The sequence below is a fragment of the Bradyrhizobium murdochi genome, assembly GCF_000472965.1.
Classification (GTDB): Bacteria; Pseudomonadota; Alphaproteobacteria; order Rhizobiales; family Xanthobacteraceae; genus Bradyrhizobium; species Bradyrhizobium murdochi.
This window is the reverse complement of record NZ_AXAU01000028.1, coordinates 12,278-27,580: the sequence shown is the minus strand read 5'-3', so window position 1 is coordinate 27,580 and position 15,303 is coordinate 12,278. Positions and strand designations below refer to the sequence as shown.

General features: G+C 60.2%; 12 protein-coding genes and 2 pseudogenes. 2 read left to right on the top strand and 12 right to left on the bottom strand.

What is annotated here, in order from left to right:
• Nucleotides 1-1,095: 1,095 nt before the first annotated feature.
• Together YUO_RS45385 and YUO_RS48150 are read right to left on the bottom strand one after the other, a co-directional pair.
• Nucleotides 1,096-1,344, bottom strand: coding sequence for a DUF6894 family protein (locus YUO_RS45385; protein WP_083754810.1), 249 nt, complete (start codon nt 1,342-1,344; stop codon nt 1,096-1,098).
• 176 nt (nt 1,345-1,520) lie between these two features.
• A pseudogene (locus tag YUO_RS48150) lies at nt 1,521-1,803 on the bottom strand (SOS response-associated peptidase family protein); the annotation flags it as partial.
• 59 nt (nt 1,804-1,862) lie between these two features.
• Between YUO_RS48150 and ku the strand changes: the two are divergent.
• A pseudogene (gene ku, locus YUO_RS42485) lies at nt 1,863-2,775 on the top strand (non-homologous end joining protein Ku).
• A 37-nt stretch (nt 2,776-2,812) separates the two neighbouring features.
• Here the strand turns inward: ku and YUO_RS49095 are convergent.
• The 9 genes from YUO_RS49095 to YUO_RS0133255 form a co-directional block, all read right to left on the bottom strand.
• Nucleotides 2,813-2,956: a hypothetical protein gene (locus tag YUO_RS49095; protein ID WP_430649580.1), complete on the bottom strand. Its 144-nt coding sequence runs from the start codon at nt 2,954-2,956 to the stop codon at nt 2,813-2,815.
• A 576-nt stretch (nt 2,957-3,532) separates the two neighbouring features.
• Nucleotides 3,533-6,142, bottom strand: coding sequence for a hypothetical protein (locus tag YUO_RS0133290; RefSeq protein ID WP_156908874.1), 2,610 nt, complete (start codon nt 6,140-6,142; stop codon nt 3,533-3,535).
• 64 nt (nt 6,143-6,206) lie between these two features.
• The gene (locus YUO_RS42480; RefSeq protein ID WP_035728182.1) at nt 6,207-6,584 is read right to left on the bottom strand and encodes a hypothetical protein; all 378 of its coding nucleotides are present in this window, start codon (nt 6,582-6,584) and stop codon (nt 6,207-6,209) included.
• Between the two features lie 12 nt (nt 6,585-6,596).
• The gene (locus YUO_RS0133280) at nt 6,597-7,739 is read right to left on the bottom strand and encodes a hypothetical protein (RefSeq protein WP_028351118.1); all 1,143 of its coding nucleotides are present in this window, start codon (nt 7,737-7,739) and stop codon (nt 6,597-6,599) included.
• Between the two features lie 55 nt (nt 7,740-7,794).
• On the bottom strand, nt 7,795-8,520 hold the full coding sequence (locus YUO_RS0133275) for an ABC transporter ATP-binding protein (RefSeq protein ID WP_051379764.1): 726 nt from the start codon (nt 8,518-8,520) through the stop codon (nt 7,795-7,797).
• On the bottom strand, nt 8,517-9,290 hold the full coding sequence (locus YUO_RS0133270; protein ID WP_028351116.1) for an ABC transporter ATP-binding protein: 774 nt from the start codon (nt 9,288-9,290) through the stop codon (nt 8,517-8,519). The genes YUO_RS0133275 and YUO_RS0133270 overlap by 4 nt, the downstream gene beginning before the upstream one ends.
• The gene (locus YUO_RS42475; RefSeq protein ID WP_083754809.1) at nt 9,287-10,297 is read right to left on the bottom strand and encodes a branched-chain amino acid ABC transporter permease; all 1,011 of its coding nucleotides are present in this window, start codon (nt 10,295-10,297) and stop codon (nt 9,287-9,289) included. The genes YUO_RS0133270 and YUO_RS42475 overlap by 4 nt, the downstream gene beginning before the upstream one ends.
• Nucleotides 10,294-11,184 (bottom strand): branched-chain amino acid ABC transporter permease, encoded by an 891-nt coding sequence (locus YUO_RS0133260; RefSeq protein ID WP_028351115.1) that lies wholly within the window; start codon nt 11,182-11,184, stop codon nt 10,294-10,296. Before YUO_RS0133260 ends, YUO_RS42475 begins: the two co-directional genes overlap by 4 nt.
• Complete coding sequence (locus tag YUO_RS0133255; RefSeq protein ID WP_028351114.1) at nt 11,181-13,547, bottom strand: hypothetical protein; 2,367 nt, start codon at nt 13,545-13,547, stop codon at nt 11,181-11,183. Before YUO_RS0133255 ends, YUO_RS0133260 begins: the two co-directional genes overlap by 4 nt.
• On the opposite strand from YUO_RS0133255, the gene YUO_RS46715 reads away from it, so the two are divergent.
• Nucleotides 13,546-13,683 (top strand): hypothetical protein, encoded by a 138-nt coding sequence (locus YUO_RS46715; protein WP_156908873.1) that lies wholly within the window; start codon nt 13,546-13,548, stop codon nt 13,681-13,683. The two genes, YUO_RS0133255 and YUO_RS46715, sit on opposite strands and share 2 nt — an antisense overlap.
• Here YUO_RS46715 and YUO_RS0133245 read toward each other — a convergent pair.
• The gene (locus tag YUO_RS0133245; RefSeq protein ID WP_083754808.1) at nt 13,676-15,058 is read right to left on the bottom strand and encodes an ABC transporter substrate-binding protein; all 1,383 of its coding nucleotides are present in this window, start codon (nt 15,056-15,058) and stop codon (nt 13,676-13,678) included. The genes YUO_RS46715 and YUO_RS0133245 overlap by 8 nt on opposite strands.
• Nucleotides 15,059-15,303: the final 245 nt, after the last annotated feature.

Sequence of the window (15,303 nt, the reverse complement as noted above, 5' to 3'; positions counted from 1 at the left end):
CGCAAAATCCGACTTCATTTGCCGCGTGGGAAGCTCTCGAACGACGTATTCAAACGCACCGACCGAGGCTGCAAACCGTCCAGCTACGTGCACTATCGACATGGCCGCTCCGGACTTAAGCGGCGCCCCTATTCCCCTGAGCAGTCATGATCTGCGCCGGGTATTCCCGCACCGTTCAACTTTAACTTGCTAGCCTTAGGCTTTTATCAGAAACCCCGCAGTTGGTCGGATCCCTCCGTCGGCGATTTTCAAAACGATTGACGTGGATTTATATCGGTTCCCCTGGAAAAACGGTCAACGAAAACTGCTGCAAACCAGCAACATCGGCCGCAAGAACGCCGACGAGACGTCGCACCAGGCATTCGCGAGATGAGGATTCTCCTTGCTGCGACGCGACGCATGGCAACGCGACCGTGCTGCAGATAGGCAGGCGCAACAACAGCCATCGGTGGTAGGGATGGCAAGTCGCAGAATGGCAGTCGGGAACCGCCGCCTCCAATTGACAATCATGCGACTTGCGACGAATTTCAGGTGCAGGCGTTGTTGGGCGCGCTCGTAGAGCGCGCCGGCGTTTGCTGATTGCAACGAAGAACTGAAAATACTGGAACAGAAAGTCGTCGCGGCGGAGACGGGCGCGAGCACGAGCGAAACCAAAATGGCGGCGACCAAGCAGAGGAGCGTCTAACGGGAAGGCAAAAGAGCGGTGCGCCAGAAACCACCGGAACAACGGCGCGTGCTGTGGAGCCTGCTTCACCTCGTCTGGAAAAAGTCACCGGCAAACGTAGCCTCGAGGCGGGGATCATGCCGCCCAAATGATCGTCGAAGCCGGCAAGCTATCCAAGGCCGGCGACGAGCAGGGTGCATGAAGAAGGCAGCGGAACTGAAAGACATGCTGGGGAAGCGTCAATCGCGCCAAATGTGACCCAGGAGGCGCCATCCACGTCAAGGTTCCCGGATTCGTGCATCACAAGCCAGCCGCTCTCGATCGCGAGCTTGATGTCCCCGCCACGGATTCATGATCGGTGGTGCGATTCCTTCATGCGATATCGCGCGCTAATTGGCGAGGAGCTCCAGCGCCAGCTTTACGCCAGCGCTTTATTGCTTTTTCCAATTTATCTCGAACGTGAATTTTGCCTGCAGTACAGGGCCGTCTTCATCGCGGACTTCGACTTCCATACCACGGCCGAAGGCGTTGAAGCGCCTGCCTCGTACCGCATCCTTTGCCATATCAACCAACGAGCGAACCGCCTCTTCCTGCACAGCTTCAATATCGGGCAGTTCAAGCCCTTCCTCATCCACGGAAACGGCGTCGCCGTCGCGTAAGTCAAGGTAATAGCGCTTCATCGGCCAATCCCGGGCGCGTCACCTGTCGAGTTAAAACCTAGGGAACAGATCTTGCGTTCCAACGAGGTCGCATTTTCGCGGCCTTGGAATGGGACCCTAGGAGAGCGGGACCGATGCCAGCCCAACAGGCCTGGAATGTTTTCTTTAGGAACGACGATGCTCTCGGGGATTCGATTTCAAGCTTGCGGTTTGTGTCGCTTAATGGCTCCAGCCAGAAGAGCCTCGTCAGAGGATGCCGTCGTCCAGGTCTCAACTTTGGTCTGCGTTGTCAGGATCACCGGCATTGCCTTCGGATGGATGGCGCCCCCTCTGAGTTCGGCTCCGTCGTGAGGAACGCGAATAGGTCGCTGGTAGTCCCACCTTCCGTACCCACGTCCAGTTGGTCCAGATGCCGGCGAAGCAGGCGAGGCGACGCGTCTCGTCGAGTGCGAACCAGATGTCGCCGCCTCCGGCCCGGTGCCGTCGGAACCACGCTCCCTCGTCTTGAATCCGGCATCACCTCCCGGAGTTCTGCGTACATGGCACCGCGCGCCAACTGGAAAGGCTTCCTGCGTCTATCCCTCGTCACCTGTCCGGTCGCGCTGTACCCCGCCACCTCCGAGAGCGAGAAGATCTCGTTCAATCAGCTGAACCGGAAGACCGGTCACCGCATCAAGTACCTGAAGGTGGATGCCGACACCGGCGAGGAAGTCCCTAACGAGGACATCGTCAAGGGCTACGCGCTCGACAAAGATACCTTCATCGAGGTCTCGAAGAAGGAACTCGAAAACGTTGCACTGGAATCCACCCGCACGATTGAGATCGACGAGTTTGTCGACCGCAGTGAGATCGACCCTCGCTATCTGATCCGCCCCTACTACCCGCGGCCCGACGGCAAGGTCGGCCATGACGCGTTCGCGGTGATCCGCGAGACCATCCGCGAGATGGACAAGGTCGCGATCGGACGTGTCGTCCTCACCAACCGCGAGCACATCATCGCGCTCGAACCGCTCGACAAGGGGCTAGTCGGTACGCTCCTGCGCTACCCGTACGAAGTGCGGTCCGAGCAGGAATATTTCGAGGAAATCCAGGACGTCAAAATTACCAAGGACATGCTCGATCTCGCCAAGCACATCGTGAACCAGAAGTCGGGGCGGTTCGAGCCGGACAAGTTCGAGGACCACTACAAAAACGCGCTCGTCGAGCTCATCAACCAGAAGCGCGCCGGCAAGCCGATCACGCCGAAGGAGCGTCCCGCCGCCGGCAACGTCGTCGACCTAATGGAGGCGCTGCGCCGGAGCGTCGGCAAGGAGCAGCCCCCGAAAGCCACGAAGAAGCCGAAGAAAGCGGCCGCCGGACAGAAAGATGTTGCTGGCGATCTCTGGTAAGAAGCCGGCGAAGGAGAACGCTGCAAGGAAGACGACGTCGAAGCCGCAGCGGAAGTCGGCATAGAACGGGCTCCGCCGCAGTCGCGATGAGGTCCGCGGCGTTAGCCGAGAGGTCGGGTTTGTCTGAAATGGAAACCGTTCGGAGTGAACCTGCGGGCCACGGCGCGCGCCTTGTCCTCGCATGTCTCCAGCGCGATCTTCTGGGCGAGCATGACATCTCCGATCGGCAGCGCGCCAATCGGCATGAAACACAACCCCTCCTGCAGGCGACCTCTTTCGTCGATCTCGCACACGTTCACCGAGGCCCCGGCGTGGATCCTGTACCGCGTTCCGCTGTCGCTTCCGACGACTTCGAAGTAGCCCCTCCTGGCGAACTGCTCCCGCTGTGCGGGCGATAGCCATTTTCGCAATAGCCGCAGCGACCCGGGAACGGCGCCACGCTTTGTCCAATGATGGATTTGGAACGAGAGTTCAATTTTTTCAATGTGTTAGAAGGCGGCGTGTGCACGACGTGTGCACCGGGAGATCAAGAAAAATCTATCGACGGCAAGCCGGGCAGTCGCTCTTTCTAGGCATGACGTGATTTCGGGTTGAAGTTCTGACCGACGCAAACAGCTAGGTCGAAGGGCAGGGCGCCCGCGTGTGATCTAAGAGCTGACCGTGATCGTCGCGAGCACAGCTCTGTCGTTGACGACGGACAAGGGCTCGGCTGGTTGCGGCAAGGACAAAAATCCGGTCGAGGGTCGCGTCGCTCCCCAACTACCACAGGCCGGGCAGCGGTACGGTGTTCGTCGAGCAACGACCTGTTCCGGCGCTTACTCCTACCGGGCTTCTTCGCGTTTTCGATCGGAAGAAAGGATGATCGGTATCTGCCGAATATCGGCATTCATGACATTGCCGTTGATCGTCACGACCGCGAACATCGTATAGTGGCCGGCCGGCAGCCGATTCTTGAAATCGAATTGGAACAAGGAGCTTTCGCCAAGAGGGGTAGCGCCGGCGAGTACCACATGCTTCTGATCGTCGACGACCACGATCCGGCATTCCAAGGGTGTCCGTTTCAGTACGTCGGGCGGTATGGATGAGAGCGGTACACGCTTAAGGCGATGCCTGCGCTGAAACTTGTCGATCATTTCGATGTCGCCGGACAATCGCACCTTGTCACCCGTCCAATCCACCTCTGTGACGAATCCGCGACGCGGAATCGGATAGATATCGTAGGAACCGACGCCCAATGGGTAGCTCAAGTCTCTGAACGCAGAGAGCACCACGCTGTCGTGCGACCAGCTCTTGAGCCGATAAGGTCCGTTCGCCACCAGGAAGTGGCCGTTGGCCTTGTAGAACGCGGAGAGTCCCGCCCACCGCCGGCGTGCCTCGTCAACGCTGACGAGCGGGGCCAATGCTTCGGGCCTGTAGCCTTCACGCTCAAAGCGCTCGGTCAGGGCCGCGAGCCGCGCGTTCAGTGGTTGTGAGCGCACGAGGTCCAGCCATTCGACGCCGCGGCGAACAGCTTCTGTCCGCGAGAACGTCGCCCAGTTCCGGCCGACCGCTTCCTCCATCAGGACGAGGAGATGCCAGGGCAGCGTACTCCAGGGCGGTGCCGGGATCGCCTCCCGTTCCGGGCTTGTCGGTGCCGTGGTCGTATAGACTTCGATCGTGAGCACTTCGCGGAGAAAATCGACGTCACCAATCCGGACGGATTTGGATGCGGTTTCGCTGCCCACGACCCGCAATCCGGCAAGCTCACGACGGATCGGCGCAGTTGCCACATCCAGCGATTGATCGTACTGCGTCTCGCTGCCGTCGCCACGAATACCCCAGCGATATGCAAAGATGTACGGGTAGAGCAGATCGGCAGTCGTCATCTTCGTCCCGTCGTGGAACGCCGAGCCGAGCAGACGATAGACCAGTTTCGTCTTGGCGAATTTGCCGTGTCCGACGGCCTGGAGTCGGCCGCTGTCCAGGTCAGGCAGTACCGCATCGGCGGGAATCGTTAGCATACGTTGCGTGACGGCCGATGGTTGCGCAGATGGCCTCTCGCGCTCGATGATCGGCTCGGCCAGGATTGACAGACTCACGAAGGTGTAGACCACCATGAGCGCGGTCAGCGGGATCTGCGAGGTCAAGGCGAGCTTGTGCGTGGCAAATGTCTGCATCGCCTGCGCATGCGCGAGATAGACTGCTGCGATGTGCCCGAGAAGAACGGCCGCGAGCGCCGCGTACCACGCGAAGCGGGCGCCCACGATTGCAATGTTCGGCCGGTAACTCGCGGTTCCGAACAGATTCCAGCCGTAGCCGAACGGATCAGAAAGCAACGGAATGATGTATTGCCCCTGAACTAGGAAGTATACGAGGTAATGCGCCAGGTGATAGCCGAGCGCGATCGGGATCAGCATGAGCGCGAAGCTCTGGGCGATCTGCCGTGGTGAAGGTTGCCACTCTGTTATCGCGCTCATGATGGCGCTCACTATCAAATAGGCCGACATGAACAGGAGCCAGAACCCAACCAGGCCGATGCTACGCAGTGCTACCGGGCCGACCTCGGCGACATCGTACAAACGCGCCCTGAGAGCAGCTTCCGCGACCGACCATTCGGGAGTCGCAATCAGGCCGTCGTAAAGAACGCTCGACAGAAGCAGCAGCACCAATGCCATCATCGATGGCGAAGCCTGTTCGCGACCGATCAACCCCGCTCCAAAGGGTCGCAGCAACAATTGGGGTTTCGGCTGGGCGGTGCGTATCTCCGTTGGCGCGAAGCGGGCGAAGGTGCCGAACATGACGGTGAAAAGCTCGCCGTGCCGCGGCCAGGTCTCGCTGCCGAAAACGAACATGCCGGTCCAGGTCAGTACGGAATAACCAAGTGCGAAGGAAGCTATGTGTGAGGGCACAGCGGGCGTCGGATAGACGAGCTCAGTCCATGAGAAGGCCAGCAACAAGAGCACGGCGGGCCAGACACCGAGTGCGGGGGGATACGGTTTGTCGAGCGCGAGCTTGCGACCACAAACGCGCCTGTACGCCATCTCCACGCCGTCGAAGACGGTCCGCCATGGATTGATGAGCGGCCAGATATTTCCGACGAAAGCCGCAATATAGGCGAGGCCGATCCAGGCTATGATCCAGACGAGCGTAGGCGCGAGGTTTCGGTAAGGATTCTGATCGCCGAAAAAGCCCGCCGCCAGCATCGCGACAAACAGGACGAGAGCGATTAGCTTGAGTGGAACGCCCAACGCCGCGATGGCTTTTCCGAACCGGTAGTCGAAAAAATCTACGCGCGAATAGGCGTGTGCCGGCGTCGTGCGGCGGACAAACAGGCCGACAACCACGAAGGAGAGCACGACCGCAGTCGCACCGCCGAAGAGATAAAGCGATAGCGGAAGGGGGAGATCATAACGCTGGCCAAAGCCGTGCGCGCCGGCCGGTGCGACACTCATAAGAAAAGTCGCGGTCGCGACCAGGCAGCATCGCGTCGCGATCAGGCGCTGCCGATGCATCTGGTTACGGATAGACCTCGATACGCACAAGTGGAGCTTCCCCATGTGAGTGGCCGCCGGGCCCAGCAGACCCATGGACTTCCACCGGAAACCGCCCGGTTGCGTTCGCGGCGAATTCCATCAGACTAACGGTGCCGGGCTCGATCTTTCGTTCAATGTCATAGCCGTGCAGATGCACGACGATTGGCCGATCCGTGCTCCATCGCAGTCTGACGACATCGCCTTGCTTGACCCGGACTACCGGTGCGCTCTCCGTTATTCGCCCACGTTCGATGCGGAAGTCGAATGTGAGTTCCGCGGCGCCGGCTCCGATGCTCGCCGCCCCTGTTACCCAAGCGAGGACCGTGCCGACGAAACAGGTGCGAAAAAGTGCGTAAGGCATCGCTGCAGATCCTCATCGGGGCGGCGTAGCCTGGATCTCCGAGATACGATTAGCCATCCAGGTCTCGTCGTAGGGCGAGGGCAACAGAGCGGGGTCTCCGACGGAAGACCACATTAGTCGTCCGAATTGGTCGGAAAAGCCCGTGATCGGGTTCCAGGCGGATGTCGGCTGTGCATCGATTCCGAGACGCAGCCAACCATTCCAGGGAAAGTCCTTCAGCTTCACCGTGCGGAGGAAGATCGCTGAATTGAGGCCAGTAAGGGAATCGAAAGCGACGTTCTCGACCCCGGCCGAGAACTCGGTATTGAAATATTCCCGCTTGATCGTGTAGCCGACGACAAGTTGGCGGCAGTCGCCGACGAGGGTGGTCACGATCGCCCGCTCCAGATTGATGCGATCAACCGGATCGTTGAAAGCGCCGGATTGAATCCGCTGCAGGTCAGCTTTCACGCGCTCTTTTGGGCCGACATCGGTTGCGTCGTGCAGAACGAGATAGGCCTGGTACCATCCACTCCTCGCCGTTGGCGGGACCAGCCATCCGTTGATCACGGTCATTGCCGAGGCCATGAGTTCGGGCAAGCTCGTTTGCTTGACCTCAATGTCCCAATCCAATCCCGGCTCCGCTTGCTCGGGGCCGAGCAGGCGTTTCGCGGAAGCGTTGGCCGCCTTCATCTTCAGATCCCGGATTGTTGGCTCAACCGGGGCGTCGGAGAGCAAGCGGCTCTTCGCCGCTTCGGCAAGATCGACGTGGTACAAATAATCGCCGTGCAGCGGTGTGATCGGATAGGGGTGCAGGATCACATCCGGATTGTTCGAGCTGATTTTCCGGGCAACAGCACGTGTGACCGCGCAAGCGGTCGCATCCGTTTTCGCATATGACGATTGCGGGTTGATGCGGACTGTCACCGAGGAGTCCAATGATTCCACAGCAGCGATCTGATCCGGCGGAGAGCCCGAAAGGCGAAGCTCGCCTCCGAGAAAGGCGTGGATCTTGGACTGCTGGAGCAGGCTCTCCGCGGCGTCAGGAGCGACGGTCCTGATCTCGATCTCATGCGGATAGTAGGATGGATAGACCGGCAACTCGTGACCGCCTCGCACTGCTCCGGTTACGGTCAGGGCCGACAACAGCAATCCGAACGTCAGGCAGCGTCTCATGATGCAATCCCAGCAAAGCCGTACCCCACATCGTGCACGCGTGCGACGACGCGCTTCAACCGCGCAGGGCCTTCATCACCCTCTCATCGGTGCGCGCTTCGGTTGGCAAACCGTGGAAGATGATCTCGCCGCGGTCGATCACATAGAGCCGGTCGCCGATACGCGACGCGGCGGCGAGATGCGATTCCGCGATCAGGATGGACACACCCATCGCTTTGATCTTCATGACGGCTTCCGTGAACCGATTGACCACGACCGGCGCGAGCCCCTCGAATGCCTCGTCGAGCAGGAGAAGGGACGGCGACAACATCATCGCGCGTGCAATCGCGACCATCTTGCGTTGGCCGCCGCTCAGATGCATACCTTGGCGTTGCAGCAGATTCCGAACTTCGGGAAAGACCGCGAAAGCCTGAGTCTGCGGGTCTGGACGCACAGTGCCGTCCCGCCGGCGCGACACCTCATCTCCGAGCCAGCGGCTGATCATCAAATTGTCGTCGACGGACAGTTCCGGGAACACACCGCAATCCTCCGGCGAATAGCCGATTCCGCGTTTGGCGCGTTCGTGTGGGGCAAGCCTGGTCAAGTCCTCATTGGCAAATACGATCTGCCCTGCCTGCAGCGGCAGGAAGCCCATAATGCTCTCGATCGTTGTGGTCTTGCCGGCGCCGTTACGGCCGACCAGGCACACGACCTCCTGCCTGTCCACGCGCAGCGAAACGCCGTTGAGGATGTGAGCGGGGCCGCGGTAGGTGTGGATTGTCTTGACCTCTAGCACGATCATTCCTTTCGCGAAAACGCATCCGGCCCGGAAGAGCCGAGAAGGATCATCGCAACATCGTCATTGTTTCTGATGGCGTCCGGCGTGCCCTGGGCGAGGATCGCTCCCTGGTGCATCACCACAATTCGGTTGGAATACTTGAAGACGACATCCATATCGTGCTCGATGATCGCGGCAGTGATGCCTTCGCCGCGCACGACCGAGGCGATGATGTCCATGATCTTGTCCTTCTCGCGAGTGCTCACCCCGCTGGTCGGCTCATCGAGAAACAAGAGCTTCGGCCGCAGAGCGTAAGCGAGCGCCACATCCAGCAGTTTGCGTTCGCCTTGCGCGAGACCCCGAGCAGGCTCGTTGCGCTTGCTCGCGAGTCCGAATTGATCGAGGATAGTATCGGCCTCGATGGCTACCTCGTGGTCGCGGTCGGCGAGCGCCGCCATGTTTCGAATCTTGCCATCGCGCGAAAAGATCGCGAGTGCGACGTTGTCGAAGGCTGTCAGATCATCGAACAGGTTGACCAGCTGGAAGCTGCGTGCGATGCCGGCTTTCACCCGCTCAATCACGGATGAATGGGTCACGTCACGACCCTTGAAGATGATTTTTCCGGAATCGGGAGCGAGAAGGGCGCTGATGAGGTTGCAAAGCGAGGTCTTTCCGGCTCCATTGGGGCCGACCACCGAAATGAACTCGCCCTCGGCAATGGTCAAGTTAACATCATCGACAGCGTGCGTATCGCCGAAATATTTCTTCAGGTTGACCGTCTGCAGGAGAGTCATTTCGTCCATCTCCCGAGCTTTGCAGCGAGCCGCGCGGCAGTTCCAACGATGCCAGCGGGGAGCGCCATCACCAGAATGACAAGCACCACGCCGAGCAGTAGCTGCCAATATTCGGTGCTGGCGATCGCGTAGGTCTTCAGGTAGTTGAACGCCATCGCGCCGACGATCGGGCCGGTGAAGGAGCGGAATCCACCCAACACGGTCATGAACACGATCTCGCCGGAGAATGGCCAATAGAGAATGTCGGGCGTGGTGAGACCGTTGAGCGGAACCCACAGAATCCCGGCAAGTCCCGTAAAGGTCCCGGAAACCATGAAAGCGATCCAGCGATAGCGCCGTACAGAGATGCCAACGAACCGCGCTCGTGTTTCGTTGTCGCGGATCGCTTGCAGCGCCTTGCCGAACGGTGAATGGGCGATCACCCACATAAGGATCGTAGAGGCGGCAAACAGCACCAGCACATAGTAGTAGTAGGCATAGATGAACCGCTGGAACGAACCTGGTCCCTTGAAATCGACCAAGCCGCCAAGCAGGGTGAGACTGGCATAGGGTACCCGAATCCCGTCGGTACCTCCCGTTACCCAGAAGAACTTGAAGGCAAGGCTCCAGAGAACCTGCGACAATGCAAGCGTCAGGATGCCGAAAAAAATGCGTGTGTGCCGGACGCAGACGAATCCGAAGATCGCCGCAATGATCAGTGTACCAAGCATCCCGCCGACGATGCATAGCTCCATGGAGTGAGCGCCTAGATCTCGCATGATGAAGGCCACTGCATAGGCGCCGGCGCCGAAATAAGCGGAATGGCCGAATGACAAGAGGCCAGTGTATCCCAGCAACAGATTGAAGCCGAGTGCGGCAATGGCCATGATCAGACCGTAGGTCAGTAGCACCGTCTGATAAGGATCAACGATCTGCGGGAGGGCCGCAAGGACAGCAAGAACGAAAGCAGAGACGGTCGTGGTCAGCCAAATCGAGATGCCGGTGGCCGCTGTTGTCACCATCGTCATGCCCTTCCGAACAAGCCGGTGGGACGGACGAGCAGGACTGCGGCTGCAATTAGGTAAAGAACCGCAAGTTCGATTTCAGGGAAAAATTGAATGCCTGCGGTGCGCACGAAGCTGACGATCAACGCGCCGACGAGCGCTCCTTGCAAGCTCCCGAGCCCTCCAATCACAACGACCACGAAGGCCAGGATAAGCACCTCGATACCCAGGCCAAGGACCGCCGCCTGCGCCGGCACCACCACCGCACCGCCGAGGCCGGCCATGAAGCAACCGATGGCAAAGGCCTGGACATAGACGCGACTGACATTGATACCGAGTGCTGCAGCCATGCGTCGGTCCTGCGAGGTAGCGCGCAGGATGACGCCAAACTTCGTGCGGTAGATAAACGCCCACAGTCCGATCGCGGCGGCAACACCGACTGCGACGACGAACAGGTTGTAGGTGGGATATATCAGGCGACCAACGGGGATGCTGCCCATCTGATCCATGATTGCTCCGGCCGATAGGGGCGTGCGGCCGAACAGGAGTTTCATGACGTCTTCGAGGATCAAGAGGAGGCCGAACGTGACCAGCAGGTGATATTCCTCCGATCGCTGGTAGAGCGGGCGCAGCAGGGTGGGCTCGATCAGCGCGCCGAGAGCTGCGATGGCGACGGCGCCGAGCGGAAGGAGGAGCAACATTCCGGCCAAGCCGAGATTTCCTTCCAGCGCGTGGCCGACCGCGCTGCCGACAATCCAGGCGGAGATATAGGCGCCAAGCGCATAGAGCGCCCCATGCGCCAGGTTCACAATGCGCATGACGCCGTAAATGAGACTTAGGCCGGCGGCGATAAGGAACAGGACCGCCGCGTAGAAAAACGAGTTGAGGATCTGGATGACGAAGATCGTCACGGTCTTCTCTCCGCGTCCTTTGCATCCCCGGCTGGTCCTGCCTTGCCAATTGTCCCGCCGTTCGCCAGTTCAATGCGTCCGATTGCTGGATTGATCGTGTTCCCGTCGAGAAAGATCGCCGCGAACAACGTATGGACGCCGGGCCGAAGGGTGGTCGGCAGAGATGCAGCAAAGCGATTGTCCGGTTGCCGGACCAAGCTTCCGACGGCAATGACCCGACTGTCTTGGTCAACGATAACGTAGTGCGATTCCGGCCGAACAGGCTGCAGTCTGCCGCGCAGCGTGTCGGGCCGCAGCGCCGCCCGGACGAGGCGATGGTCGCGCTGCTGCTTGACGGTGACTTCGGCGTCGGCACTGACCAGCACGAGATCGCCCTCGCGCTCCATTGTGCTGATGAGCGCGCGTGCCGGATAGGCAAAGCCGTCGAACGTACCGAGACCAACGGGATAGGTGAATTCCCGCACAACCTCGAAAACAAACGTGTCAGGCGACAAGGCCTTTAGCCGGTAGGGTCCGTTGGTTACCAGCAAATGACCGTTGGCTTCAACGAACTGGTCGAGAAGCTGCCAGCGGGCCCTTGCCGTGTCCGGGCCGACCAGCAATTCCAGCGCCGCCGGCCGGTAGCCGGTTTGGGCAAATTCCTTGATCAGCGCGCGCAACGTTTTCAGTTGCGCTGGATCGCGGACCAGGTCGAGCCACGGAAGCTGATGCCGATCAGCTTCGCCGCGCGAGAAGGCTGCGATGCCGCGCTCGACCGCTGCCTCCATCAGCGCAAGCACGTGCCAGGGCGCCGAACTCCAGGGTGGCGCAATGAGGGCACTCTGCTGTTCGTCGAAAGTGAGATTATCGAGGTAGATCTCGACAATCGGGCTGCGATGGGTGAAGGTCTGGTCAGCGATTGTCCGCGAGGTTTCCTCGACCCGGACGAGCTTCACGCCCCGCAGCCGCTCGCGTATCAGCCGAGTCGCACTGGCGATCTCCGGATCGTGGGTCGCTGCATCCTGCCCGCCAGCGCCCCAGCGGAATGCCAACGCATACGGGTAGAGCAGATCGGCCGCCTCCATCACCGAACCGTCGCTGAAATTCGAGGCTGAAAGGCGATACAGCACCTTGGCCATCGCGCCGCGGTTCGGCCCGACCGGGCCAAGTTTGCCGGTCACGGTTTGCGGCATCAGCGCATCATCGGGAACGCGAACCGACCGCCGCATGCCGGATTCGTCCGTGGGGCGGATTTCGGCGCGGTTCTGAACCCATCGGCTATTATGCGGAGTTGGCAGGAAGGCGTTGTCGCCGACGATCGACCACACCAGACGGCCGGCTGCATCGGTGAAGCCGGCAATCGGATTCCAGGCTGCGGCCGGGCGAGGATCGACACCGATGCGCAGCGAGCCATTCCAGAGGAAATCCTTAAGCTTGACGGTCCTCAGGAAGACGGCGGAATTCAAACCGGACTGCGAATCCACGGCAACATTCTCAATGCCGCTGGAGAAGTCGTCCGTATAGAATTCCTGCCGCAGCCGATACCCGATCACAGCACGCTCGCAACTGCCGAGCAATGCGGTCAGTAACTGACGCTCGAGGTTGAGCTGCTCGGCGCGATCCCTGAATTCGTTATGGGTGAGCCGCTCATAGAGCTGGTCGACATGCTCTCGGTCGCTCGCCTCGCCGATGGCCGGGCGAAGCAGCTGGTACGCTTGAAACCATCCCGCCTTGGCCCAAGGCGGCGCCGGCCACTGATTGAAGCCGACCCCGGCTTCAATCAGTAATGCACTCACTGAAATCTCATCGAGGCTGACATCCCAGTCAGTTGTCTGGACGCGGGCCGGCGGCGAGAGCAGGGACAAGTCGGCGCCGTCACGAAACGTCAGTGTGTCCGCATCGGCAGGTTTGCTCACGGCCTTGGTCGGCGGCACCCGGTCCGCGTGGCTGAGAGAGTCGGCGTGATAGGGCGTAATCGGATACGGATGAATGACGACGTCGGGTGGCGTCGCTAGCGCGCCAACGGCCTGTTCCACGGCGCGGCAGCGCGCCTCGCGGCCCTGGAGCCGCGATGACTGCGGATTGACGCTGACAGTGATCAGCGACTTGAGTGACTCGACCGACTTGAGGTGCTCGGGAATCTGGCCAGAAAAGCGTGGTGCGGCGCCCACATAAAGATGAAGCGGATCGGTCCTGTTGACGAACTCGCGAGCCGCTCGTTCCGGATCGAGCGGCTCGATGCGGATTTCATGCGGGTAGAACGAAGGAAAATAAGACACCTCGTGGTCGGCCTGTGCGGATGTCGGCGCAACAGCAAGCGCGCACGTCAGCCCCAGAACCAGGCCGCCTATTCGCGCCCAAGGCGAAGCTGCGCACAGAGACATGTTCCGCTCCACCGCCAGCAAGATGTCGCTGCGGCCGAACAACGCGGAGGAGTTGCGGCCGCCCGATCAAGACCACATCGCGAAAGACGGCTATACCATCAAAGGCATGGCCGTCTCGATTGTCGCGTTCAAGTGACCTGCGGCCAGGTCTCCTTGATCCAATTGTAAGTCGCCGTCGGATCGTTATGACCACTACCCGGCTTCGGCCAGTGCGGCGGGGCCGTGATATTCCGGATCGGAATTGTGATCATCCGATTCGGATCCAGGATTTGGAACTGGTATTCGGGCACGTTCTTGCTGAAGCCGGTCACCGCGTCCTTGTAGCCCTGGTGATTGTCCGGACGGATATAGAGATAACCCGCCGCCGTCTCGAAATACATGCCTTCAAGCTGGCTGATGATCGCCTCTTCCTCCGGCCACCCACCCGCAAGCTTGTTCGCCTTCTCGACAGCCGTCTTGTACATATACAGCGTGTGATACGCACCATCCGATTGGAAGTTCGGATACTCGTTCCAGCGCTTGTAGTACTTCTCGACGAATGTCTTGTTGGCCGGCCAACGATTTCCCGGCGGGAAGGTGAAGTAGTAGTTCGAGTGTACGCCCGCGATAACGCCTTCCGGGTGATCCTTGCCGATGGCATGCGGCGCAACGCCGAAAGCAATCGTGCTCGCAAACTTCGCATTGTTGAACATGCCGTAGCGCAGGGCCTGCTTGTACATGGCGACGTAGTCGCCGCCCCAGACCGACGAAACGATCAGGTCCGGAGTCGATGACATCGCCTTGGTGATGTGAGCGGTGAAGTCGGTAGTGCCGAGCTTCGGCCAGCCTTCCGAAACGACCTGGGTACCGGGCACCAGCTTGCCGAACGCGATGTTGAAATGGTCGAAGGCATTGCGGCCATAGCTGTAGTCAGGGTGAATGTGTGCAATCTTCTTTGCCTCAGGCCAGGTCTGCGCCGCCGCCACCGCGCAAGTGACGCCATCCGCCGACTGGATGTTGGTAATGCGGAACGCGAATTTCGGGTTCGGCACCGCCTTGTCCCACAGAAAGTCGGTGCAGCCGTCGACAAAGATCGTCAGCAGGCCAAGCTCCTCGGCGACCGGGCCGAGCGCCGGCGTGTTGCCGCTCGATATGACGCCGGTAAACATGTCGATCTTTTCGGAGAGCTTCATCCGGCGAAGCTCCTTCACGTTGGCGTCAGTGCCGGCTGCCTCGTCGGCGGTGATCGTCTCGATCTTGCGTTTGCCGAGAATGCCGCCCGTGGCATTGATTTCCTCGGCAGCCAGGAGGTGGCCTTTGAGTGAGGGCTCGCCGAGCACCGCTGCGGGGCCAGTCAAGAAGGTCATGTGACCGAACTTGAGCGGCGTATCGGGGATCTTTCCTTTCGGCGCCGCGGGGCTCTGCGCCGATGCAGGTTTTACGACCGGTATTGCGGTTGCCGCCGCGGCTGCGCCGACCGTCACGCCGAGGTTATTGAGAAAGCTTCTACGATCTACGTTTCTCTGCTCCATGGTTTATCCTCCTTTGTCGAGGACACAGATGATCTCGCCACGTTCAAGCTCCTAGTGGGGGGCTCATTGCCGCATTTTAGGCCATTGTATCGCGCCAAACCACAGCTCTTTGATGTATCCTTGTCCAACGCGTTCGGCGTCAGTAATGCACCTCCCCAGCCCCGGCCGATCCATCGCCGCCTCATGCGAGGAGCTGCTGGGGCATCGAACCGTCAGCGGCGCTGTGCCGGCCGCGCGACGCCGTG

Bases quoted from the DNA above. Each gene is read 5' to 3' on its own strand.
- YUO_RS45385 (WP_083754810.1), bottom strand. From the start codon at position 1,344: ATGAAGCGCTATTACCTTGACTTACGCGACGGCGACGCCGTTTCCGTG.
- YUO_RS49095 (WP_430649580.1), bottom strand. From the start codon at position 2,956: ATGCCGATTGGCGCGCTGCCGATCGGAGATGTCATGCTCGCCCAGAAG.
- YUO_RS0133290 (WP_156908874.1), bottom strand. From the start codon at position 6,142: ATGAGTGTCGCACCGGCCGGCGCGCACGGCTTTGGCCAGCGTTATGAT.
- YUO_RS42480 (WP_035728182.1), bottom strand. From the start codon at position 6,584: ATGCCTTACGCACTTTTTCGCACCTGTTTCGTCGGCACGGTCCTCGCT.
- YUO_RS0133280 (WP_028351118.1), bottom strand. From the start codon at position 7,739: ATGAGACGCTGCCTGACGTTCGGATTGCTGTTGTCGGCCCTGACCGTA.
- YUO_RS0133275 (WP_051379764.1), bottom strand. From the start codon at position 8,520: ATGATCGTGCTAGAGGTCAAGACAATCCACACCTACCGCGGCCCCGCT.
- YUO_RS0133270 (WP_028351116.1), bottom strand. From the start codon at position 9,290: ATGACTCTCCTGCAGACGGTCAACCTGAAGAAATATTTCGGCGATACG.
- YUO_RS42475 (WP_083754809.1), bottom strand. From the start codon at position 10,297: ATGACGATGGTGACAACAGCGGCCACCGGCATCTCGATTTGGCTGACC.
- YUO_RS46715 (WP_156908873.1), top strand. From the start codon at position 13,546: ATGTTCCGCTCCACCGCCAGCAAGATGTCGCTGCGGCCGAACAACGCG.
- YUO_RS0133255 (WP_028351114.1), bottom strand. From the start codon at position 13,547: ATGTCTCTGTGCGCAGCTTCGCCTTGGGCGCGAATAGGCGGCCTGGTT.
- YUO_RS0133245 (WP_083754808.1), bottom strand. From the start codon at position 15,058: ATGGAGCAGAGAAACGTAGATCGTAGAAGCTTTCTCAATAACCTCGGC.